The organism is Shewanella acanthi, assembly GCF_019457475.1.
GTDB classification, from domain to species: Bacteria; Pseudomonadota; Gammaproteobacteria; order Enterobacterales; family Shewanellaceae; genus Shewanella; species Shewanella acanthi.
This window is the reverse complement of record NZ_CP080413.1, coordinates 3516171-3538697: the sequence shown is the minus strand read 5'-3', so window position 1 is coordinate 3538697 and position 22527 is coordinate 3516171. Positions and strand designations below refer to the sequence as shown.

19 protein-coding genes are annotated in these 22527 nt (G+C 47.2%); 16 read left to right on the top strand and 3 right to left on the bottom strand.

Going from position 1 to position 22527, the window contains the following annotated elements:
- Nucleotides 1–133 precede the first annotated feature (133 nt).
- From K0H61_RS15130 to K0H61_RS15110, 5 genes are all read left to right on the top strand, one after another.
- Nucleotides 134–424 (top strand): co-chaperone GroES, encoded by a 291-nt coding sequence (locus tag K0H61_RS15130; protein WP_220050309.1) that lies wholly within the window; start codon nucleotides 134–136, stop codon nucleotides 422–424.
- A 47-nt stretch (nucleotides 425–471) separates the two neighbouring features.
- Nucleotides 472–2109: a chaperonin GroEL gene (groL, locus tag K0H61_RS15125; RefSeq protein ID WP_220050308.1), complete on the top strand. Its 1638-nt coding sequence runs from the start codon at nucleotides 472–474 to the stop codon at nucleotides 2107–2109.
- 652 nt (nucleotides 2110–2761) lie between these two features.
- Nucleotides 2762–3730: a nuclease-related domain-containing protein gene (locus K0H61_RS15120; protein ID WP_220050307.1), complete on the top strand. Its 969-nt coding sequence runs from the start codon at nucleotides 2762–2764 to the stop codon at nucleotides 3728–3730.
- Nucleotides 3731–4334: 604 nt separating this feature from the next.
- Nucleotides 4335–4571: a helix-turn-helix transcriptional regulator gene (locus tag K0H61_RS15115; RefSeq protein WP_220050306.1), complete on the top strand. Its 237-nt coding sequence runs from the start codon at nucleotides 4335–4337 to the stop codon at nucleotides 4569–4571.
- Nucleotides 4572–4574: 3 nt separating this feature from the next.
- On the top strand, nucleotides 4575–5876 hold the full coding sequence (locus tag K0H61_RS15110; RefSeq protein WP_258405961.1) for a HipA domain-containing protein: 1302 nt from the start codon (nucleotides 4575–4577) through the stop codon (nucleotides 5874–5876).
- 115 nt (nucleotides 5877–5991) lie between these two features.
- On the opposite strand, the gene K0H61_RS15105 is transcribed toward K0H61_RS15110, so the two are convergent.
- The gene (locus K0H61_RS15105) at nucleotides 5992–6840 is read right to left on the bottom strand and encodes a LysR family transcriptional regulator (RefSeq protein WP_220050305.1); all 849 of its coding nucleotides are present in this window, start codon (nucleotides 6838–6840) and stop codon (nucleotides 5992–5994) included.
- 142 nt (nucleotides 6841–6982) lie between these two features.
- On the opposite strand from K0H61_RS15105, the gene K0H61_RS15100 reads away from it, so the two are divergent.
- The 10 genes from K0H61_RS15100 (at nucleotide 6983) to K0H61_RS15055 (ending at nucleotide 18585) form a co-directional block, all read left to right on the top strand.
- Nucleotides 6983–8500, top strand: a complete 1518-nt coding sequence (locus K0H61_RS15100) for an arylsulfatase (RefSeq protein WP_220050304.1) — start codon at nucleotides 6983–6985, stop codon at nucleotides 8498–8500.
- A 272-nt stretch (nucleotides 8501–8772) separates the two neighbouring features.
- Nucleotides 8773–10290 carry an arylsulfatase gene (locus K0H61_RS15095; protein WP_220050303.1) on the top strand — a complete coding sequence of 506 codons (1518 nt, stop codon included), beginning with the start codon at nucleotides 8773–8775 and terminating at the stop codon, nucleotides 10288–10290.
- A 59-nt stretch (nucleotides 10291–10349) separates the two neighbouring features.
- The gene (locus K0H61_RS15090; protein ID WP_220050302.1) at nucleotides 10350–11660 is read left to right on the top strand and encodes an anaerobic sulfatase maturase; all 1311 of its coding nucleotides are present in this window, start codon (nucleotides 10350–10352) and stop codon (nucleotides 11658–11660) included.
- Entirely contained in the window at nucleotides 11644–12645 is a 1002-nt protein-coding gene (locus K0H61_RS15085; RefSeq protein ID WP_220050301.1) for an AAA family ATPase, read from the top strand. The genes K0H61_RS15090 and K0H61_RS15085 overlap by 17 nt, the downstream gene beginning before the upstream one ends.
- A 5-nt stretch (nucleotides 12646–12650) precedes the next feature.
- A complete protein-coding gene (locus K0H61_RS15080; RefSeq protein ID WP_220050300.1) occupies nucleotides 12651–13601 on the top strand; it encodes a DUF58 domain-containing protein in 951 nt (316 codons plus the stop codon).
- A complete protein-coding gene (locus K0H61_RS15075; RefSeq protein WP_220050299.1) occupies nucleotides 13598–14092 on the top strand; it encodes a DUF4381 domain-containing protein in 495 nt (164 codons plus the stop codon). The genes K0H61_RS15080 and K0H61_RS15075 overlap by 4 nt, the downstream gene beginning before the upstream one ends.
- Nucleotides 14079–15101: a VWA domain-containing protein gene (locus K0H61_RS15070; RefSeq protein WP_220050298.1), complete on the top strand. Its 1023-nt coding sequence runs from the start codon at nucleotides 14079–14081 to the stop codon at nucleotides 15099–15101. The genes K0H61_RS15075 and K0H61_RS15070 overlap by 14 nt, the downstream gene beginning before the upstream one ends.
- On the top strand, nucleotides 15094–16797 hold the full coding sequence (locus K0H61_RS15065; protein WP_220050297.1) for a vWA domain-containing protein: 1704 nt from the start codon (nucleotides 15094–15096) through the stop codon (nucleotides 16795–16797). Before K0H61_RS15070 ends, K0H61_RS15065 begins: the two co-directional genes overlap by 8 nt.
- 35 nt (nucleotides 16798–16832) lie before the next feature.
- Nucleotides 16833–18089, top strand: a complete 1257-nt coding sequence (locus tag K0H61_RS15060) for a BatD family protein (RefSeq protein WP_220050296.1) — start codon at nucleotides 16833–16835, stop codon at nucleotides 18087–18089.
- Between the two features lie 106 nt (nucleotides 18090–18195).
- Complete coding sequence (locus tag K0H61_RS15055; RefSeq protein ID WP_220050295.1) at nucleotides 18196–18585, top strand: carboxymuconolactone decarboxylase family protein; 390 nt, start codon at nucleotides 18196–18198, stop codon at nucleotides 18583–18585.
- A gap of 163 nt (nucleotides 18586–18748) precedes the next feature.
- On the opposite strand, the gene K0H61_RS15050 is transcribed toward K0H61_RS15055, so the two are convergent.
- On the bottom strand, nucleotides 18749–19258 hold the full coding sequence (locus K0H61_RS15050; protein ID WP_220050294.1) for a hypothetical protein: 510 nt from the start codon (nucleotides 19256–19258) through the stop codon (nucleotides 18749–18751).
- A gap of 214 nt (nucleotides 19259–19472) precedes the next feature.
- The gene (locus tag K0H61_RS15045) at nucleotides 19473–19724 is read right to left on the bottom strand and encodes a DUF2999 family protein (protein ID WP_220050293.1); all 252 of its coding nucleotides are present in this window, start codon (nucleotides 19722–19724) and stop codon (nucleotides 19473–19475) included.
- A 466-nt stretch (nucleotides 19725–20190) separates the two neighbouring features.
- Between K0H61_RS15045 and katG the strand changes: the two genes are divergently transcribed.
- A complete protein-coding gene (gene katG, locus K0H61_RS15040; protein WP_220052755.1) occupies nucleotides 20191–22413 on the top strand; it encodes a catalase/peroxidase HPI in 2223 nt (740 codons plus the stop codon).
- The last annotated feature ends 114 nt before the right edge of the window (nucleotides 22414–22527 follow it).

Below are 22527 nucleotides of genomic sequence, written 5' to 3'. Positions count from 1 at the left end.
TTTGTTAATGCACTTGGAACTGCATTTGGCCAACCCCATATCACAGTCATCCAAGGGGAAGCGCACAGCACTTCCTCTTTATCATCATAATCGCCTCGATTTTGGGCATTTAAATCATTAGGAGAGTTCATAGATGAATATTCGTCCATTACATGACCGCGTAATCGTTAAGCGTTTAGAAGTGGAATCCACTTCTGCAGGCGGCATCGTGCTGACTGGCAGCGCGGCTGAAAAATCGACCCGTGGTGAAGTGCTTGCCGTTGGCAATGGCCGCATTTTAGAAAACGGCTCAGTGCGTCCACTGGATGTGAAAGTGGGTGATGTGGTGATCTTCAGCGAAGGTTACGGCGTGAAGAAAGAAAAAATTGACGGTCAAGAAGTCTTGATCCTGTCAGAAGCTGACCTGATGGCAATCGTAGGTTAATCCTGCGCATCATTCCAAATTAGAATCAGATATTAAGGATAAAGAAGATGGCAGCTAAAGAAGTATTATTTGGCAATGACGTTCGCGTAAAAATGCTAGCAGGCGTAAACGTTCTGGCTAACGCGGTTAAAGTGACCTTAGGTCCTAAGGGCCGTAACGTAGTATTAGATAAGAGCTTTGGTGCACCGCTTATCACCAAAGACGGTGTATCTGTCGCGAAAGAAATCGAATTAGAAGACAAATTCGAAAACATGGGCGCGCAAATGGTGAAAGAAGTTGCTTCTAAAGCCAACGACGCGGCCGGTGACGGTACCACTACTGCAACCGTTCTGGCGCAAGCCATTGTAACTGAAGGCTTAAAAGCCGTTGCAGCGGGTATGAACCCAATGGATCTGAAGCGCGGTATAGACAAAGCCGTTGCTGCTGCCGTTATCGAGCTGAAAAGCCTGTCACAGGAATGTGCCGACTCTAAAGCTATCGCTCAAGTAGGTACCATTTCAGCTAACTCTGACGAATCTATCGGTGAAATCATCGCAACTGCGATGGAGCGCGTAGGTAAAGAAGGCGTTATCACCGTTGAAGAAGGTCAAGCGCTGGAAAACGAACTGGACGTGGTTGAAGGTATGCAGTTCGACCGTGGTTACCTGTCGCCATACTTCATCAACAAGCCAGAAACTGGCAGCGTTGAGTTAGATCACCCATTCGTGCTGTTAGTTGATAAGAAAATCTCTAACATTCGCGAACTGTTACCAATCCTCGAAGGTCTGGCAAAAACCGGTAAGCCACTGCTTATCGTTGCCGAAGACGTTGAAGGCGAAGCATTAGCCACTCTAGTTGTGAACAACATGCGCGGTATCGTGAAAGTGGCTGCGGTTAAAGCACCAGGTTTCGGTGACCGTCGTAAAGCTATGCTGCAAGATATGGCGATTCTGACTGGCGGTACTGTTATCGCTGAAGAAATCGGCCTAGAGCTTGAAAAAGCGACTTTAGAAGATCTAGGTACTGCTAAGCGTGTTGTGATCACGAAAGATAACACTACCATCATCGACGGTAGCGGCGAGCAAGTACAAATCGAAGCCCGCGTTGCGCAAATCAAGCAACAAATCGAAGAATCAACGTCAGACTACGACAAAGAGAAACTGCAAGAGCGTATGGCGAAACTCGCTGGCGGTGTTGCGGTAATCAAAGTCGGTGCTGCGACTGAAGTTGAAATGAAAGAGAAAAAAGCCCGTGTAGACGACGCCCTGCATGCAACTCGCGCTGCGGTTGAAGAAGGCGTAGTTGCGGGTGGTGGTGTAGCTCTGGTTCGTGTAGCGTCTAAGATTGCTAACGTTGAAGTGGCTAACGAAGATCAAAAACACGGTGTGGTTATCGCCCTGCGCGCAATGGAAGCTCCACTGCGTCAAATCGCGACCAACGCCGGTGAAGAAGCGTCAGTTGTGGCTAACAACGTTAAAAACGGCACAGGTAACTACGGTTACAACGCCGGTAACGACACTTACGGTGACATGTTAGAAATGGGTATCCTTGACCCAACTAAAGTGACCCGTAGCGCGCTGCAATTCGCGGCTTCTATCGCAGGTCTGATGATTACTACCGAAGCTATGGTAGCTGAGCTGCCAAAGGCTGATGCGCCAGATATGGGCGGTATGGGTGGTATGGGTGGCATGGGCGGTATGATGTAATTTTTGCTGGTTTAAATCGGTGATTACGGCGTTGCTGCTCGCTCACATACAAACAACGTATGCTACGCTCACAGCGCCTTGTACTAACACGATTTATCCTGCGCAAGATTACCTCGCCGCAGATTGACCAAGGCGGTTGTCTTGGTCTCTCTGAGACCACAACAAAACCCCAACTCGGGTAACTGAGTTGGGGTTTTGTTTTTTGGCGCATACAGCGCCAGAGTTTTTGATGTTATCTCGGCAGAGATAGAGGCTGCGAAAGGACTACTGCAGCGCTGCAAGGTACTGTATTCCCTAATTGCCTGCCACAGGTTCTTGCACGCTCTTGTATTAGTTATACCAGTGACACGCCGTGCTTATATCTAAATAAAGCGTCCCTGTAGGCTCTACTAAAACATCCATGTTTTAGAAGGTCACTGGTGCAACAATGCGATATCTGGTGCAACGGTTTAGATGCACGGGAATGGCTATGCCTCGTCTATGCAACGTTCGCTAATGCCTGCGGCAACTCCGAGGTTCCTTTAGTTGATTCGTTGTTTTCACGTCTCTCAAGCATTGCGAGGATACGACTTTTTAGCTGTTTATTTTTCAGCACTAAACTGAGTATTATGAGTCTGATTCTTATCAAGTAATGAATGGATGCTGTTGATAAATGATTTTAAAGACCAAATCGCTTCAAAATACCCAAACACCACAAACGATTGCTGGGCAGAAACAAGAACAAGATGTTGCTTTCTATCTACGCAGAGCCTTCAAAGATCATCCTGATGTGTTAGTCATCAATGATTTCCGTTTCAGTTTTAATGGTGAAACTGCGCAAATCGATCACCTAATTATTTATACCTATGGTTTTGTATTAATTGAGTCTAAGAGCATCAAGGGTCATGTTGATGTTAATCACCAAGGGGAGTGGACTCGCAGTCATGGGCATAAGTGGTTTGGTATGCCATCTCCGATTAAGCAAGTCGAGCTTCAGCAAGCTCTGCTAAAAGAACTGTTGAAAGAACATCGAAGTGAAATTCTCGGTAAATTACTTGGTATAAAACAGCAAGGATTTGGAATGCGTTGCTGGGATCATTTATGTGCCGTTTCTAGTGATGCCGTCATAAACAGAGATACGATGCCATCAGCGATTTCTGAGCAGTTAGTTAAAACAGAATTTTTAGTCGAAAAGCTTGAAAAGATTATGAATCTTAAAAGTAAGCTCATGCGCATTGTAAATGTTATCGAAACTCGCCCTGACTTTAATCAAGAAGAGCTGAATTCAATTGCTAACTTTCTAATAAATCAGCATATAGAGATAAATCAGTTATCTGCAGAACACCAGCTAGAAGAAGCTAGAAAGCACTTTGTAAATAATGCAGTAGATGAGGCTAAGTACCTGCATGAGCAATCAGCGAACCAAAACATACTCAGTTGTAAGTATTGTGGTGAATCTACAAATTACACACCAATGTATGGAAAGTTTGGTTACTACATAAAATGCAATGTATGCACTAAAAACACGCCAATGAAGCAAGCTTGCCCTCAGTGTCAAAGCAAAAACATCAAAATTCAGAAACGTAATCAACACTATACTCTTACCTGCCAAGACTGCAGTCATAGCGCGTTGATCATCTAGTCACTCGTCTTTCTCTTTCATAAAGCTGTGAATCACACCTGAAGTGCAGATGTACACCATCGCCTCGGAGTTGCCGCAGGGCATTGGTGTTCGTTGCGTGGACGAGGCATGGCCGTTACCGTGCATCCATGCACTTCACGGCATTCAGGCATCCAGCCTATCAGATGCCGAGACAGCGTCAGTCGAATCAGGGACGAGCGTCTGACGCGATAGCATAAGGACAGTAAATGCCCAAGGGGCTTTCAACTCCGAATGCAATCGGCAGGGCCATGCATTCAAATAAGCAAAGAGGGGATTGCTGTTGATCCCCTCTTGGTCGACTTTTGATTAAACATCTGGGGTGGAGTACCCACGACGTTGACTTTGATTTTATCTGTAATCAAATACCAATTATCAATCAGCGATAACTGTTGAAGCCCATTTAGTGTACTTAGCTACACTTTTTACGGTTATTGCTCCATTTTACCGCTTAAAGTGTATCATCATACACTTTAAGCGGTTTTTGAATGGATTAAGTATCAAAAGTGTATTTAAGTACACTTTTGAGTTGTGTGAAGCACATTTAAGCTCTAAAGTGTATATAAGTACACTTTGGGAAATGATTATGTCCTCACCGTTAAATCAGCAATCTTTAGGTTTGTTAATCAAAGAGCGCAGAAAACAAGCTTCTCTTACTCAAGATGTGGCGGCGATGCTCTGCGGCGTGACGAAAAAGACCTTAATTCGTGTAGAGAAAGGTGAAGACGTTTACATCTCAACCGTCTTTAAAATCATCAATGGTCTGGGTATTAACATCATTTCAGAACAGACCAGCGCTTTAGATGCTAATGGTTGGTATTAAGCCATGAATAACCCGACCATGCTCACGCTGGAAATGTACCTCGGTGATCTACTTATCGGGGAATTATCATTTGATTCAGCGACAGACACATTCGCCGTGCAGTACACCGATAAGTGGCAGCAGATAGGTTTCCCAATATCTCCGATGCTCCCCTTAGACGGCAGTGGTTCAAGTAATCAGATATCGATGTTTTTGGTTAACCTATTACCAGAAAATAGAGGCTTAGATTATTTAATCGAATCGCTTGGAGTATCGAGGGGGAATACTTTTGCCTTAATACGAGCTATCGGCTTAGATACCGCGGGTGCTGTGGCTTTTGTGCCTAAGGGAACCCAGCTTCCTGCAACACATTTACGGCCAATAGCCGAGAGTGAAATTATCCAGCGAATTGAAGATCCTGATATCTGGCCGATGGAGGTGTGGGATGGTAAACCAAGGTTGTCGGTTGCAGGCGTTCAACCTAAGTTGAATCTATTTGATGACGGTAAAGTATTTGCATTTGCCGAAGGGGGGCTTTCCTCTACCCATATTTTAAAATTCGAAAAATTTCGCCACTTAGTCATCAATGAATTTATGACGATGCGCTTAGCTAAAGCGATTGGGATGAATGTGGCTCATGTTGATATCGTCCAGTTTGGTCATCACAAAGTACTCAGTGTTACACGTTTCGATCGAGTTTATCGCCAAGATGAAGGGCGAGTGCTGAGAAGGCACATTGTGGATTGTTGCCAAGCGCTTGGTTTTAGCGTCAGTAAAAAATATGAGCGTAATTTTGGTTCGGGGCGTGATGTTAAGAATATTCGCGAAGGGGTTAGCTTTAACAGGCTGTTTAGTTTAGCGGGGCAATGTAGCAATCCCGTCGCCGCAAAACAGGATATGTTGCAATGGGCTTTGTTCAACTTACTCAGTGGCAACGCCGATGCCCATGGTAAAAACTACTCATTCTTTATGCTGCCCAAAGGGATGGAGCCGACGCCTTGGTATGATTTAGTCAATGTGGCCATGTATCCAGAATTCGAGCAGGAACTGGCTATGGCTATTGATGACGAATTTGATCCCAATAAGATTTTTGCCTATCAACTCGGGGCATTTGCTGAGGATCTTGGCTTACCAAGGAACCTATTAATCAGTAATTTAACTAAGTTAGCGAGTAAAATTCCTCAAGTTTTGGATGAAGTGATCTCTATGCTGCCTGCACTTGATGATGCTGAAACGGCATTTGTGGCTCAATACAAGGAATCACTACTTGCAAGGTGCGACTATTACCTCGGTATTGTTAAAGAGGTAAAAGACATAGAAGTATGACCCCGTAGAACTGAGTGGCTTAAAACACCCACGACGTTGATTCTGCTTTTTAAAAGAATTCAAAATTAGTGTTAGGCAGAATTAAGCCAAACACTGAACTTGATTGAGTACGTTATTAACTTAAATGATGTAAGGCCCTGATAGCCCTTTTAATCTCATCTCTAATTTGTTGATGAATCGGATTCTTAAGCTCCCGCTTATGGTAAACCAAATGGTAAGGGATACCCTCAGTCTTAATCGGACATTCGAGTACTTGAAGGCCGAGCTTCTCTGCCCAGCGATTGGCGAAGGAGCGGGAGATGACGGCGATGGAATCACTCTGGGATACATTCATCGCGATACTGGCGATAGAACTGCAAGTGAGCGCCATTTTGCGCTCTTCAATCGGTTCGCTGGCGAAGAGTTCAAAGCCGCGTACCCTTTCCCATGTGCCGTTATAGAACACATGGTCTTCGGCGTAAAACTGCTCTTTGGTCAAGGTATTGGCGATACGAGGATGACCCTTGCGGCAAATTACAGTGAGCGGATCTTGAAGGATTTCTTCAACAATAAAGGAGTTGTCCTTGGTGAGTATGATATCGACAATCAGGTCGGTCTTTTGCGCTCGTAGGTGATCGAAAAGCTGGCTCTTCTCGGCTGGGGATTCCTGTAGACTGATGTTATCTATATCGACCAGCACATTGATTAACGATTCATTGCAGTACACGTTGAAGTGCTTACGGGTATGCATCGCATTTTCGATGATGCTTAGGGCCTCACGGAAGGCGGGCTGCAATTGATGTCCTTTTGTCGTTAGCTCAATACCACGTCCTTGTTTTACAAATAGATTTTGTCCGTATTGAGCTTCTAGGCGTTTAATGGCCGAACTGATGGCGGGCTGAGTGAGACTTAAGCGTTCGGCGGCCTTGGTATAGGACTGACACTCGGCCACAACTAAAAATGTACGTACTAGATTTAGGTCCATAATGGCTTATCTATAAATTTGATTTATGTATCATAAAACATCCCCTCGATTGTTTCTCCTGCTTTTTAACCTTAGGCTGGATTCCTTTTACCCATTTATAACAATAAATTAACTGAATTGCTTTGGGGGCGATGGAGTTTATATGAGTACAGACAAATACTTACGGCCAAATCAGTTTGCGCTGAATGCATGTACCTTAGCGCTGGGGATGGCATCGACATCGGTTTTTGCGGCGGATAAGCCTAATATTCTGGTGATCTTTGGTGACGATGTGGGTTACTGGAACTTAAGTAGCTACAACCAGGGGATGATGGCCTATAGCACGCCAAACATTGATACCATCGCCGCCGAAGGCGCTAAGTTTACCAACTTCTATGCCCAGCAAAGCTCAACCGCGGGGCGCAGTGCCTTTATCACCGGCCAAATGCCAAAGCGTACTGGCCTGACTAAGGTTGGTATGCCGGGGGCGAAGGAAGGGATTAATGATAAAGACCCGACCATTGCCACTATTCTTAAGGAACTGGGCTACGCCACAGGCCAATTTGGTAAGAACCACTTAGGCGATCGCGATGAGCATTTGCCGACTAACCATGGATTCGATGAGTTCTTCGGTAACCTCTATCACTTAAATGCCGAGGAAGAGCCTGAGCACGTTGATTATCCTAAGGATCCAGCGTTTCGTAAGCGCTTTGGCCCCCGCGGTGTTATTCACTCCTACGCCGACGGCAAGATTGAAGATACCGGCGCCTTAACCCGTAAGCGGATGGAAACCGTGGATGGTGAGTTTCTCGATGCCGCCGAAGGCTTTATTGAGAAGCAAGTAAAGGCGAAAAAGCCTTTCTTCACTTGGTTTAATACCACTCGCATGCACAACATGACCCATGTTCCACCTGAGTATCTGGGTAAGACGGGGGCGGGTTTCTACGCCGATGGCGTGAAGCAACACGACGATCAAATTGGTCATTTACTGAAGAAAATTAAAGAGCTGGGTATCGCCGATAACACTATTATCCTCTACACCACGGATAATGGCCCGATGATCAATACCTGGCCCGATGCGGGGATGACACCGTTCCGCAGTGAGAAGAATACCGGCTGGGAAGGCGGCTTCCGTGTGCCTGCGCTGATCAAATGGCCGGGGCATATCCAGCCTAACACGACTTTTAACGGCATTGTATCGTTGGAGGATTTCTTCCCAACTTTAGTGGCGGCTGCAGGTAATACCCAAGTTAAAGATGAACTGCTCAAGGGTAAAAATGTCAATGGCATTACCTATAAAGTGCACCTAGACGGTTATAACCAACTGCCTTATTTCACGGGTAAAGTGCAGGAATCGCCACGCCGTGAATTTGCCTATTGGAGTGACGATGGTGACTTGATGGCATTGCGTTACGACAAGTTTAAGTATCACTTCAATGTGCAGGAAAATGAAACCGGATTGGATATCTGGCGTAAACCCCTGACTAAGCTGCGTGTCCCTTTTATGTATGATCTGAGTATCGACCCGTTCGAGCGCGGTGATACTGGCATTGGTTACGGCCAGTGGATGTACGAACGTTCCTACATGATGGTACCTGCGATGACTAAGGTTGGCGAAATGATGGCGACCTTTAAAGAATTCCCGCCACGTATGGCATCGGGTTCCTTCGTTCCTAAGTAACGCGGTGTAAATCACGCAGGCTGAAAACCTTGGCGTCCATTGGACGCCAAGTTTGTTTAAGCGTAAGGAAAAACCAGTGGCTGACCATCGGGGTTGGCATGTTACAAAAAGGTAAATTTAAACATGAGTTCATAGAGTTATTTAATTTCTTTACGGCTTTTAATTCCTTTTGATGATTGTTTATTGAGCTAATCAGAACTAGCTTTAGTGAGATGCTCTAAATGGTAATAGCTCAGCTAGTGGATTAATCCGTATAAGTAAATGGAGTCTTTATGAATACAGGAAAGCAAAATCGCTCTAATAAGTTTGTGCTCAATGCGTGCACGCTTGCGATGGGCGCCGCGTCACTCTCTGCGTACGCAGCAGATAAACCCAATATCCTAGTGATATTTGGTGATGATGTGGGTTACTGGAACTTAAGCACCTACAACAATGGTATGTTGGCCTACAGTACGCCTAACATCGATAGCATTGCGGCAGAGGGGGCCAAGTTTACAAACTTTTATGCTCAGCAAAGCTCAACCGCGGGCCGCAGTGCCTTTATTACTGGCCAAATGCCAAAGCGTACAGGCTTGAGTAAAGTCGGTATGCCCGGCGCACCTGAAGGGATTACTGAGAAGGATCCCACCATTGCCACCATGCTAAAAGACTTAGGTTATGCCACGGGGCAATTTGGTAAAAACCATTTGGGGGATCGTGACGAGCATCTACCCACTAACCATGGTTTCGATGAGTTCTTCGGTAACTTGTATCACTTAAATGCCGAAGAAGAACCTGAGAACGTGGATTATCCAAAGGATCCGGCGTTCCGTAAAAAATTTGGTCCCCGCGGTGTGATCCATTCCTATGCCGACGGCAAAATTGAAGATACGGGTCCATTGACTCGCAAGCGTATGGAAACCGTGGATGGCGAGTTCCTCGATGCCGCTGAAGGTTTTATCGAGAAACAAGTGAAAGCGGGTAAACCTTTCTTCACTTGGTTTAACACCACCCGTATGCACAACTACACCCATGTACCAGACTCCTATGCAGGTAAAACGGGAGCCGGTTTCTATGCCGATGGGATGAAGCAGCACGATGACGAGGTCGGGAAATTACTTAAAAAAATTAAAGATCTGGGTATCGATGATAACACTATCATTATTTATACCTCGGACAACGGACCCATGGTCGATATGTGGCCTGATGCGGGTGTAACTCCGTTCCGCAGTGAGAAAAACACTGGCTGGGAAGGGGCATTCCGAGTGCCTGCCATGATGAAATGGCCGGGACAAATCAAACCTGGGACGACTAAAAATGGCATTGCTTCCCTAGAAGACTTTTTCCCAACATTGCTTGCGGCCGCCGGTAATGACAAAGTGAAAGATGAGTTGTTAAAGGGTAAGAAGGCCAATGGCATGTCATATAAAGTGCACTTGGACGGTTATAACCAACTGCCTTATGTAACCGATAAAGCGCAAGAGTCTGCTCGTAAAGAGTTTGTTTATTGGAGCGATGATGGTGACTTGCTTGCTATACGATATAACCAATTCAAATTCCATTTCATGATCCAAGAACATGAAACGGGCTTTGATGTTTGGCGTCAGCCTTTTACTAAGTTGCGTGTACCTTTGATTTTCGATCTCAGCGTCGATCCGTTTGAGAGAGGCGATAAGGGGATGGGATACGACACTTGGATGTACGAGCGAGCGTTCTTGTTAGGGCCTGCTATAGCTAAGGTGGCTGAAATAAATGAGACCTTTAAAGAGTTCCCACCGCGTATGGAAGCTGGTAGCTTTGTACCTAAGTAGTCGTTGCTAGCTGTATGATGGCGCCTTACGGGGCGCCATATTAAATAAAGGAGTATGAATTGGCTAAAAGTTCGATGCAGGCATCAACCCATTTAGGTGTTGTGCCACTCAAAACCGCCTATAAAGATCTCACCAATGATTCCCCGGCCAATCAGCGCCGCTTCCATGTGATGGCAAAGCCCGGAGGGGCTAAGTGCAACATCGACTGCCAATACTGTTTCTATTTGCATAAAGAAGGCCTATTGCATCAACCTAAGCAGCCCGAGATGGACGAGGAAACATTAGAGGCGTTTGTTAAGGGTTATATCGAAAGCCAAGACGGTGATGAGATTGTGTTTTCCTGGCAGGGCGGTGAGCCTACGCTGCTAGGGCTCGATTACTTCCGTAACGTGGTTAAGCTACAAAAAAAATACCAACCACTGGGCAGAAAAATCGAAAATGACCTGCAAACCAATGGCATTTTGTTAAATGATGAATGGTGTGAGTTCCTCGCCGAGCATGATTTTTTAGTGGGACTGTCTATCGATGGCCCTGAAGAAATTCATAACAAATACCGCGTGACCCGTAGCGGAAAACCAACTTTCCATCTAGTGATGGAGGCGGTCGAAAAGATGAAAGCCCACGGGGTGCGTTTCAATGCCCTAGTGACGGTCAATCGCCACAATGTGAAATATCCCCTTGAAGTTTATCGCTTTATCACCCAAGAGCTTGGTGCGACTTATATTCAATTTAACCCTGTCGTGGAGCCGAGCGATTTTAAGACCACGGCGCCGCAGTTTTGGAATAGCAGCATGATCCCGACTGTTGGCAGTGAGCTGGCAAAACCGGGTCATCCCATGTCGGTGGTCACCGATTGGTCGGTGGATGCCGATGACTGGGGCCGATTTTTAATTGTCACCTTCGAAGAGTGGATCAATAACGATCTTGGCCGCGTACTGGTGAATCTGTTTGAAACCGCGGTCGCGCAGGTGATGGGTAAACCCGCTCAGCTTTGTATTACCTCGGAATTTTGCGGTAAGGGATTGGCAATCGAACATAATGGCGATGTTTTTAGCTGCGATCATTATGTTTACCCAGAATACAAGATTGCCAATATTAAGGAACATCCTTTAAATGAAATGGCGTTCTCGACCCGTCAGCTCACCTTTGGTATGGCCAAGCGCGACTCCCTGCCCGAGTATTGTAAAAAGTGTCCGTACCTCAAACTCTGTTGGGGCGAATGCCCTAAAAACCGTCTGTTAAAAACCCCTGACGGTGAAGAAGGGCTCAACTATTTATGCCCAGGTATTAAGGCGTTTTTCGATTACTCATTACCCATCTTGACGGGATTAGCCGTCGTATTAGGACAACCCCATGGAACCAATGGATAACGCATCTAATCGTGCCCACGATGATATTCTAAGGTTAATTGAGCAGGTTGAAACTCAGGTTGTTGGACAGCGTGGCGTGATCCGCAGCCTGATTTTAGGTTTGCTTTGCAGTGGTCATGTGCTGCTCGAAGGATTGCCGGGCACAGCCAAAACCCGCTCGGTTAAAGCTCTGGCTAATGCGCTGGCGATTTCCTTTGGTCGCATTCAGTTTACCCCGGATTTATTGCCCTCCGATGTGACGGGCACTGAGGTGCTACACGAATCCGAAGGTAAATCGACCCTGCGTTTTCAGCCTGGGCCCGTGTTTAATCAAATCGTGCTCGCCGATGAAATCAACCGTGCACCCGCCAAGGTGCAGGCCGCATTGCTTGAGGCCATGGGCGAAGGTACGATTACGGTGGCGGGGGAAACCCATAAGCTCCCCGAACTCTTTATGGTGCTGGCGACGCAAAACCCCATCGAGCAGGAGGGGACTTACCCACTGCCCGAGGCGCAGATGGATCGCTTCCTTATCAAGACTAAGGTCGACTATCCCGATAAGCAGGCAGAGCGTGACATAGTGCGATTAGTGCGAGGGGAAGAGAATGGCATTTACAGTGCCGAAACAGCGAGTCCCATTACCATTGACCCTATGAGTGTATTGCGTGCAAGGCAGCAAATTGCCTCTGTGACCTTATCGGATATGGTCGAAAATTACATCATCGATCTGGTGATGGCGAGTCGTGAACCCGATAAGTACCCCCATTCAAAACTCGCCCAATGGTTGATGATAGGTGCAAGCCCGAGGGCATCGATTGCACTGGATAAATGTGCCCGCGCGTTAGCTTGGCTCAACGGTCGCGACCATGTGCAAGTGGATGATGTGCGTGAGGTTGCACCGCTTGTGCTTGGTCATAGACTCAGCTTGTCCTACGATGCGCTTGCCGACGGCGTGCATCAGAATGATGTCGTGCTTGAGCTACTCGATGTGGTCAGTATTGGGTAGCGACTATGTCTGCCGTATCTCCTAAAACCGATTCGAGAATCTATGCCAACCTAGTGCAGTTGTCCAAGCTGCAAAGCCAGAGCATGCAGATTAAGCTCCTTAGCCTGCGCTATTCTCGGGCGCATCTTTCAGGACGTTATCAATCCCATCAACGGGGGCGCGGGCTTAATTTTGAGGAGCTGCGCCACTACCAGCAGGGTGACGATATTCGGCAAATGGATTGGAAGGTCACCCAGCGCACGGGCCATGCCCATGTGCGTAGCTACACCGAAGAAAAAGACCGGCAAGTGATCCTCTGTGTCGACCAGCGTAGCGGGATGTTTTTTGGTTCCGTCAATTTGATGAAGTCCGTGGTGGCCGTCGAAATTGCCGCTGTCATGGGCTGGTTGGCGCTGGCGAATAACGACAGGGTGGGGCTCTTAGCCTCAGCCGCAGATCGATTCCACTGGTGCTCAGCCAAACGTGGCAGGGCGCCTTTTTTAGTGGTCTTGAATCAGATCATTAAGGCAAATCACTCCCTCGATGCCGAAAGCTCAAATGCTGGAAAGGTTAGTTTTAATCAATGGATGCAGCACTTGAGTCAGCGCAGATTAAAGGCCGCGACCTTAGTCATTATCAGCGATTTTGCCGATGCCGATAGTGAGTCGCTAAAGCAGCTCACTTACCTTCAGCAGCACAATGATGTGTTGTGCATATTTATCACAGATCCCATGGAAACTAAGGTGCCCGAGGATAGCCAAAGCCCAACATGGGTCGTGGGCGATGGTCAGTACCAATTAGCGTTGCAAAGGGGGCAGCAAACCGCAGAGGTCAATCGGGCACTGCAAAATCAATATCGTGAGAAACAAGCACAATTAAAAAAATTAATGGCCATGCAGCGAATGCCCTTTATTGAAATTGGCACTCAAGGTGATCACCTATTGCAATTGGCGCAAACCCTAAGTGATATCCAATGACACCTACACCGCCTACAAACTATATGCTGCGGGAGTTAACTGAGGTTGGGTTAACCGAGCCTGTGAGCTGGTGGCCGCAAACCTTAGGCTGGAAGCTATTGCTGGTGTTGTTCATCGGCTATCTTGGCTATCGTCTGTACCACAAATTGCGGTTTTGGTGGCGTAATCGTTATCGCCAAGAGGCGATTGTCGCCCTGCAGGGCTTGTCTGTTTCGGATCCCCGTTGGCCGTCGCAGATGATGAAGATCGTCAAGATTGTCATGGTTTACCTCGAACCCAAAAATGCTGCGCTCTATGGTGTCCCGTTAATATTGCAGATGGAAAACTACCATAGGCATTCACAATTCTTACCTGAGCAACAGTGCAAGCTTTGGATTCAGTGCCTTGAAGATCCAAGGGCGACGCTTCCCGATTTTACCCTGCTTAGCCAAGGCTTAACCCTGTGGCTGACTCAACATCAAGTGCAGGAGCATCCCGATGGCGCAGCTTGAGTTTGCCTACCCTTGGGCATTTGTATTACTCCCGCTGCCAATATTGATTTATTGGCTCGTGCCCGCCTATCGCAGTCGGGAGGATGCGATTAAAGTGCCATTTTTCAATGAGATATTGCGTGCATTAAATGAAACTCCGCAACTGGCGGCGGGACTGTTGAACCGTAAGCACTGGCAGCATGGGCTACTGATTTTCTCTTGGCTGTTGATTGTTATCGCCTTGGCTAAGCCGAGCATCTTAGGCGAAGTGCAAACGCGGGAAGCCTTTGGCCGAGATGTATTGATGGTGGTGGATTTGTCAGGTTCGATGGAGGAGGCCGATTTTGTCTCTTCAGGTTTAGGGGCACCGGACGGCGAAGCCGTTAGCCGTTTAACAGCCGCCAAAGCAGTGCTAAAGCGATTTATTGCAGACAGAGAGGGCGATCGCTTTGGATTGATTCTCTTTGGTGACGCTGCGTTTATTCAAACGCCATTTACCGCCGATCAGCAAGTATGGTTGAGTTTACTCGATGAAGCGCAAACTGGGATGGCGGGGCAGAGCACTCACCTAGGCGATGCGATTGGGCTTGGGATAAAAGTGTTTGAGCAAAATCCGCAGCCTTCGGCACAGCAGGTGATGATAGTGCTGACCGATGGCAACGATACTGGCAGCTTTGTTGAGCCCATTGATGCCGCTAAAATTGCCGCCGCGAGAGGAATTAAGATTTATACCATCGCCATGGGGGACCCGACCCATGTGGGTGAGCAACCTATGGATATGGAGGTGGTGAAGCGAATTTCGGACCTAACCCAAGCGCGCTCATTTGTGGCCATCAACCAAGGCGAGTTGGATAAGGCCTATCAACTTATCGATGAACTTGAGCCACAGCAATACAGCAGCACTAGCTATCGCCCCAAAATCAGTCTGCATCACCACGTAATCGCTTTAGTGTTAATGGTGCATCTGTTGATGTTTAGCGCTATGACAATCCGCCGCTTGCTTGAGCGTGATGGTGTGTCCAATGGCTAATTGGCAGCTTGAATTACAACTGCTGTCGCAGTTTCATTTTATTCGGCCGCTGTGGTTATTAGCGCTGATTCCCCTCTCATTAGTTTTTTATTTACGTTGGCGCCGCGATGATGTGCAGCAACAACTGGCTTTCTTTCCGCCCCATTTACGCAATGCCTTGACCCTAAACCATGGTGGTTGGCGCAGTCAGTTGCCATTGAAGATGTTGATGTTATTGCTGTTATTAGCGGTGCTTATCAGCGCTGGCCCTAGTTGGCAGCGTGAGGCGTCGCCCTTTGGTGAAGATGATGCCGCTTTGATGGTGCTCCTCGATAGCAGCGAGAGCATGAAGCAACAGGATGTTTCGCCCGACAGGCTGACCCGCGCCAAACAAAAAATTCTCGACCTTATCGACGCCCGAAAAGGCGGCAAGACTGGGCTCATGGTGTTTGCTGGCAGTGCCCACGTCGCCATGCCCGTCACCAGTGATGTGAAAGTTTTACAACCCTACCTAGAGGCTATTGCGCCTGAAGTGATGCCCGAATCGGGCAAAGCGGCACAAATGGCGCTCAGTCAGTTAAATGAGCAGCTCGCGGCAAATGCGGGCAACAGTATTTTGTTGATAACCGATGGCGTTGACCAAGGGACTATCGCAGCCTTCGAGGCGTATTTTAAGCAGAGCCCTTATCAGTTGTTGATCCTTGCGGTGGGTAACCCTGATGTCCAATCTCAGGTGCCGATGGATTTGAATTCACTCAGCACTCTTGCCGATAAAACCGGGGGAAGCCTCTATCGCCTGACAGTTGATGACAGCGACATTCAGGCGTTAGAAGGCAAAGTCGAGCGCTTTAGGATGCTAAACAGTGACTCGACTATGCCTTGGCAGGATGAGGGTTATTGGCTGTTGTGGCCGCTGGCGCTTTTGAGCTTAATGTGGTTCCGCCGTGGCTGGTTGGTCAAATGGGGCTTAGTGTTAGTGCTTAGTCTACCTATGCTCACGCCCCAGCAGGTTTATGCCGAAATCACCGCCTCTAAGGCTAAGACTGAGCAAAAGGTTGTTGAAGTGAGCCTTTGGGATAAGGCCCTTCAGGGATGGCTTAATCTGTGGTTAACGCCGGATCAGCAGGGCGCGCTGTGGTTTTATCAAGGTGAGTATCTTAAAGCGGCCGCGGCCTACCAATCTGTGCTCAACAAGGGAATTGCCTATTACTACGGCCAGGAGTTTAAGCTGGCTCAGTCAGCCTTTATGCAGTTACAGACAGATTTAGGCTCTTACTATGCGGCCAGTGCTTTGGCCCATCAGCGGGAGTATATTGCTGCCCGTAAATTACTTCGTGTATTGGCGAAGAAAGAAGGTTTAGCGCCTGAACTTAAGGCGGATATTCAGCATAATCTTAAGGTTATAGAGGGCTTGATTGACGAGATTAATCAGGCGAGTGCCTCCCAGTCCAATAGTATGGGCGATCAGGAAACCTCCATCGAGCTCCCCGATGATGAGCCGCAAACCGCAGAAGGCGCGGATGAAGAAACCACTCAGGATAAGTTACAGAAGCAAAATCTGTCGGCAGAGCAGATCCTTGGCGATCCCAAGTTAGCCGAAGTATGGCTTAAGCGGGTTGAGGCGGATCCTAAGCAATTCCTACGGGCGAAATTTCAGTTACAAAATGTACAGCCTAGCCGTCCTGAAACTGATAATAAGACAGGGGAACTGCCATGATGAGGGCACTACTTTCTCTTATTAATGGGCTCATAGTGTTACTACTTTTGGTTGTGCTCCTCCCGAAGACTCCTGTCTATGCCGCAGAAAACACAGCGTCTCCAGCCGAAGTAAAAGTCAACGCTTGGCTGGGTTCTGGCTCTGAGCCAGAGGAGAAACTTTGGGCACCAACCGAGCAGATTCTGCTGCAAATAGAGGTGTCGACAAATCGTTGGTTTACCTCGGGCACTCAGATAAAGGGCATTGAAATCGCCAATGTCCTCGTCAAACAGCGTAACGCCTTTGCGGTGAATTATACCGAACAGGAAAACGGCCAAACTTGGTCGCATCAGCGTTGGGAAATTGCGCTATATCCCCAGGCCAGCGGGGAATATGTCATTCCTGCTGCAACTGTGTTAACCCAAGTTGCCGATGAGAGTGGCCAAAAAAGGTCTGTCACGCTTATGACACCATCGATGCCTTTTCGGGTCGCCCTCCCGAGTGCAGAACTCGCAGACTCTAAGCCATGGTTTGCCGCTTCTAAAGTACAGCTGGTTCAGGATTGGAGTCTTAAGGAGGGAGATGTATTAACTGTGGGCGACAGCCTAGTCCGCACGATTAAGATTGAGGCGAATGATACTTTATCTGTGTTAATTCCCCATTTGATGCCGATGGATGTATCACCAATGTGGCGGGCGTATCCTAATTCCCCTGAGCTTGTCGATAAACAAAATCGTGATGGTTATGTCTCGACGAGGCAGGATAGCCAAACCTACGTATTGCAACAGGGGGGAGAGGTACATTGGCCTGAGTATCAACTCTGGTGGTGGAATACTCAGACTGGACAATTAGAGCAGATTCAGCTTGAGGGGAAAACGCTTAAAGTGCGTCATACCTTAAGCTCATGGCTGCATTATTATGCTTGGCATATCGTGGTTTTTTTGCTCTTAGCGACAGGTACATGGCTGATAGTGATGGGCCTAAAACGTTACTATCATAACCATCCTACGCCTCTGTGGCTGTCCTTTTATCGGTCTCTTTTGAAGGGGGAGTGGGGGCGTTGTCGACAACTTCTGTATCAAAGATTAAGGGACCGTAAGCAGGTGTTGGCACTCTCGCAGCTATCGCAGGAAGCTGAATTACAGGCTGCTGCCCTACGAGTTCAAACCGATGGGGCAAAACCCCAAGATTTTCGCAGCCTGTGGCAGGCTATTAGGCAGTCAACGTCTAAATGGAGTAAGTGGTGGCGTCTACCAAAAGCCCTGCCCGCACTCGCAAATGTTGAGGTTAGGAAATCTGACGACAGTGCCTAGCGGGTCTTTTGGTCATCATGACGCACTTTGGGAGTATAGATTTAGCTCTTGCGATTCCTTAAAGTAAAAACATTAGCATGTTCAACATATTAAAGGGGATTAGCGGATGATTGATGATCAATACCAGAAAGGGCTTGCAGTACGTTGCGAAGTGATGGGCGATGACTATGTGGCTAAAGCACTAAGAAGCGCGACCGATTTTACTAAACCATTGCAGGATCTGGTGACCGCAAACTGTTGGGGTGAAGTGTGGGTGCGTGAAGGCTTATCGAGACAGACTCGCAGTTTAATTACCATCGCAACCCTTGCAGCCTTAAAGGCGCCAGCTGAGTTAAAGGGGCACGTTCGCGGCGCGCTACGTAATGGATGCACCGTGAGTGAAATACAAGAAGTGCTTTTACATTCAACCATGTATTGCGGGATGCCATCGGGCATTGAAGCCTTTAGGGCGGCTAAGGAAGTCATTGAAGAGTGGCAAGCCGAGCATGGTGAATAAGTCAGTGGAAAGTCATTCAGCCGTTAGTTGCTAGCAATCAGCAGGGGCTTATTAATGTCGTACTCATGAGAACCAATGCTTGTTAACCGCACTCGACAAAAATAAGACCCTGTAGTTTGTTAGATTGGCAATTCTAGCAAAACGTTAATCAGGTTTAGCTGCCTTAAATTTCTGGATTAGTTGCTTTACTGTCGACTTGGCCAATCACGGTAATATCGCTCAGGCTAGATAAGGTTCCCCACTGCTGAATGGTCATCATGCCAGTGATTTCCTGGGCGGTGAAACTTAATCTTAGGCCATCTTTTTTATAATCTTGGGGAAGGTTCTTAGGCAAAATTTGCTTACCGTTGTCGGCAACGATTCCCCAAAAACCACCTTCCAAATTGATATAACGTACTGTTCCTTCAAGCATTACGCCTTCTCCTGCTGGGGTGATACTCGGTCTCATATAGCCACCATTGGCGGGCGGTTGAACACGGGTATTTCCGCCCGTTGTTGGTTGAGGGGATATGGGCTGCGTTGTAACAGGGTGCAGCGTTGCGGGATCAGATGGCGTAGGCGCACTGGCAGGTGCTGGAGTTGTGTCAGTGGTTTTCGCTTCAGTCGGCGCATTGCAACCTATCAGCATAACTGAAAGAGCAAGACTGACGGTCTGTTTGCAAAGTGGGCGCATAAAAACTTCCTTATAGCGTTTGCGTGATAACACCACTGTAACAGAACTGCCGAGGAAAGGGCGATAGGCTTTTGTAGCTCAGTGGGCTTAGGGATGTATAGGGTGAATATTGCGGATTAATAGAGAGATAAAACTTAGGGGCATGTTTGCCCCTAAGTTTTTGCTTTTAAATATAAAGATAACCAGCGATTTATCTTTATGGATATAACAGTCGTTATTTTTGCAACTGAGCCTTAGCCGCTTCAACCTTGGCAAAGTCTAAGCCTAATTCGAGAACCGCCTCTTTGATAAGGGCTGGGTTTTGCATGACTAACGCCATTAATTGCTGCAGTTTTTCAGGTGGAATACCTAACTGGCCAACGATGCCCATCGCCATTAACGGGTTATCGGTTAACGCTTGAAACAACTCGTTGATTTTAGCGTCGGTGACATTGTGTTCTTTTAAGATGGCAATAATTGGATTCATTGCGATACCTTGAGGTCATTGGGTCAATTAATGCTGCCGATGTTACCACAGATAGTGCATTTAAGGACAAATCTAGCGTAGAGGCAACAGTGATTTGCTGTGTTTTAGGCCGTAACTTACCTGCCTTAAAAGGCGCTTTATTAAGTTAAACAACGCCGATATTTAGCAAAATACCTCGTTTTATTGGCTTTGTAGGCCTTTATCAGTTATCGATGAAATGAGATTAATTATCGTTAATCTATTTTTACGATATCAGTCATCGATTTTAATCATTTCAATTAGTTATCTAGGCTCTCTACACTTAATCACATCGGTTGTGGTGACAGTGTTTATGCATTACCTGAGTTTTACACATCGATTTACACTTTGAGCAAGGCTTGCGGTTCGCGTTGAACAGCAAGCGAATGTCGGATATCAGCGGGGGCGGATATCTTAAATTTTTTGGAATGAATAATAGGTATTTATGATGAAAAAAAGATCGAGTCCTACCTTATCAGCTCTGACCCTAGCGGTTACTTTGGCATTAGGTGCTACTTCAACTATCGCTCAGGAACAACCTACGGGTAACCAATTCTGGTGGCCAGAGACGTTAAATCTGGCTCCACTGCGTCAAAATGCTGTTGAATCAAATCCATATGGCAGTGATTACAACTACGCAGAAGCATTCAAATCATTAGACTTAGAAGCCGTTAAGAAAGACATCAAAGCGGTGATGACCGAGTCTCAAGACTGGTGGCCATCAGACTACGGTCACTATGGTCCATTCTTCATCCGTATGGCGTGGCACAGTGCCGGTGTATACCGTATTTTCGACGGTCGTGGTGGCGCTAACGGTGGTCAACAACGTTTTGAACCATTAAACAGTTGGCCAGATAACGTTAACTTAGATAAAGCTCGCCGTCTGTTATGGCCAATCAAGCAAAAATATGGCAGTAAAATCTCTTGGGCTGACTTGATGGTATTAACCGGCAACGTCGCGATGGAATCGATGGGCTTTAAAACCTTCGGTTTTGCTGGTGGCCGCAGCGACGATTGGGAAGCAGAAATTGTTAACTGGGGTAGCGAGAAAGAGTGGCTAGACAGCAAACGCCGCAATGAAAAAGGTGAACTGGCTAAGCCTCTGGCTGCAGTACAAATGGGTCTGATTTATGTTAACCCTGAAGGCCCTAATGGCGTGCCTGATCCGCTGTTATCTGCACAGGAAATTCGTGACACCTTCGGCCGTATGGCGATGAACGACGAAGAAACCGTTGCGCTGATCGCGGGTGGCCACACCTTTGGTAAGGCACACGGTGCACATAAGCCTGAGAAATGTGTTGGCGCAGATCCCGCTTCAGCCGGTACTGAAGAGCAAGGCTTTGGTTGGAAAAATAAGTGTGGTAAAGGCCACTCTGAAGACACTGTGACCAGTGGTTTAGAGGGGGCTTGGTCTGTGAGCCCAACCAAGTGGACTATGCAATATTTAGATAACCTATTCGGTTATGACTGGGTGCAAACTAAGAGTCCAGCAGGTCATATTCAATGGATCCCTAAAGACGGTCAGGCAGCTAATCTGGTACCTGATGCGCACGTAGCGGGTAAACGTCATGCCCCAATCATGTTCACATCAGACTTAGCACTTAAGGAAGATCCGGCATACCGTGAAATTTCTCTGCGCTTTAAGAACGATCCTAAAGAGTTCGAACTGGCCTTTGCTAAAGCCTGGTTCAAGTTGACTCACCGCGATATGGGACCAAAAGCAAGATACTTAGGTAGCGACGTTCCAGCTGAAATGCTGATTTGGCAAGATCCTATCCCAGCAGTTGATCACGTGTTAATCGATAACGCTGACATCAAAGCGTTAGGTAACAAGATCTTGGCTTCTGGTGTGACGGTTCCTGAGTTAGTCAGAACCGCTTGGGCTTCTGCGAGCAGCTTCCGTGGTACCGACATGCGTGGTGGTGCAAACGGTGCGCGTATTCGCTTAGAGCCAATGGCTAACTGGGAAGCAAACAATCCGAAAGAGTTAGCTAAAGTGTTAGCGAAACTCGAAAAAGTACAGAAAGACTTTAACAGTTCACTGAAAGGTGGCAAGAAGGTTTCTCTGGCTGACGTGATTGTACTCGGCGGTAGCGTAGCTATCGAGAAAGCGGCTAAGGACGCGGGTGTAACAATATCTGTTCCATTCACACCAGGTCGTATGGATGCGACACAAGCGCAAACAGATGTGGCATCATTTGCCGTACTTGAGCCAACAGCAGACGGATTCCGTAACTACTTTGGTAAGGGCAACGCTCACTCACCAGCTGAAATGCTGATTGACCGTGCAGCTATGCTGAACCTGACTGTGCCTGAAATGACCGTATTAGTCGGTGGTTTACGTACTTTGGATGCGAACAGCGCTGGCGTGAAACATGGTGTGTTCACCGACAAGCCTGGCACCCTGAGCAATGACTTCTTCGTTAACTTACTCGACATGTCTACCAAGTGGAGCAAGTCTGAGAAAGAAGAAGGTATCTACGTAGGTCAAGACCGTAAGAGCGGTAAATCGAAGTGGACAGCAACACCTGTAGACTTAGTCTTCGGTTCACATTCAGAGCTGCGTGCAGTATCTGAAGTGTACGGTGCCGCTGACGGTAAAGACAAATTCGTACAAGACTTTATCAAAGCTTGGACCAAAGTCATGAACGCTGACCGTTTCGATATCTAATTTGATTTTGAATCAAAAGCTTAAGTGTTGGATTAAGTTGAGATTAGCGTAAGTAAACCCAGTTATATAAGTAAATTATAAGTCCATCCGCAACCTCCTGTGCGGGTGGACTTT

Coding starts and splice junctions, on each gene's coding strand:
- K0H61_RS15130 (WP_220050309.1), top strand. CDS start 134: ATGAATATTCGTCCATTACATGACCGCGTAATCGTTAAGCGTTTAGAA.
- groL (WP_220050308.1), top strand. CDS start 472: ATGGCAGCTAAAGAAGTATTATTTGGCAATGACGTTCGCGTAAAAATG.
- K0H61_RS15120 (WP_220050307.1), top strand. CDS start 2,762: ATGATTTTAAAGACCAAATCGCTTCAAAATACCCAAACACCACAAACG.
- K0H61_RS15115 (WP_220050306.1), top strand. CDS start 4,335: ATGTCCTCACCGTTAAATCAGCAATCTTTAGGTTTGTTAATCAAAGAG.
- K0H61_RS15110 (WP_258405961.1), top strand. CDS start 4,575: ATGAATAACCCGACCATGCTCACGCTGGAAATGTACCTCGGTGATCTA.
- K0H61_RS15105 (WP_220050305.1), bottom strand. CDS start 6,840: ATGGACCTAAATCTAGTACGTACATTTTTAGTTGTGGCCGAGTGTCAG.
- K0H61_RS15100 (WP_220050304.1), top strand. CDS start 6,983: ATGAGTACAGACAAATACTTACGGCCAAATCAGTTTGCGCTGAATGCA.
- K0H61_RS15095 (WP_220050303.1), top strand. CDS start 8,773: ATGAATACAGGAAAGCAAAATCGCTCTAATAAGTTTGTGCTCAATGCG.
- K0H61_RS15085 (WP_220050301.1), top strand. CDS start 11,644: ATGGAACCAATGGATAACGCATCTAATCGTGCCCACGATGATATTCTA.
- K0H61_RS15080 (WP_220050300.1), top strand. CDS start 12,651: ATGTCTGCCGTATCTCCTAAAACCGATTCGAGAATCTATGCCAACCTA.
- K0H61_RS15075 (WP_220050299.1), top strand. CDS start 13,598: ATGACACCTACACCGCCTACAAACTATATGCTGCGGGAGTTAACTGAG.
- K0H61_RS15070 (WP_220050298.1), top strand. CDS start 14,079: ATGGCGCAGCTTGAGTTTGCCTACCCTTGGGCATTTGTATTACTCCCG.
- K0H61_RS15065 (WP_220050297.1), top strand. CDS start 15,094: ATGGCTAATTGGCAGCTTGAATTACAACTGCTGTCGCAGTTTCATTTT.
- K0H61_RS15055 (WP_220050295.1), top strand. CDS start 18,196: ATGATTGATGATCAATACCAGAAAGGGCTTGCAGTACGTTGCGAAGTG.
- K0H61_RS15050 (WP_220050294.1), bottom strand. CDS start 19,258: ATGCGCCCACTTTGCAAACAGACCGTCAGTCTTGCTCTTTCAGTTATG.
- K0H61_RS15045 (WP_220050293.1), bottom strand. CDS start 19,724: ATGAATCCAATTATTGCCATCTTAAAAGAACACAATGTCACCGACGCT.
- katG (WP_220052755.1), top strand. CDS start 20,191: ATGAAAAAAAGATCGAGTCCTACCTTATCAGCTCTGACCCTAGCGGTT.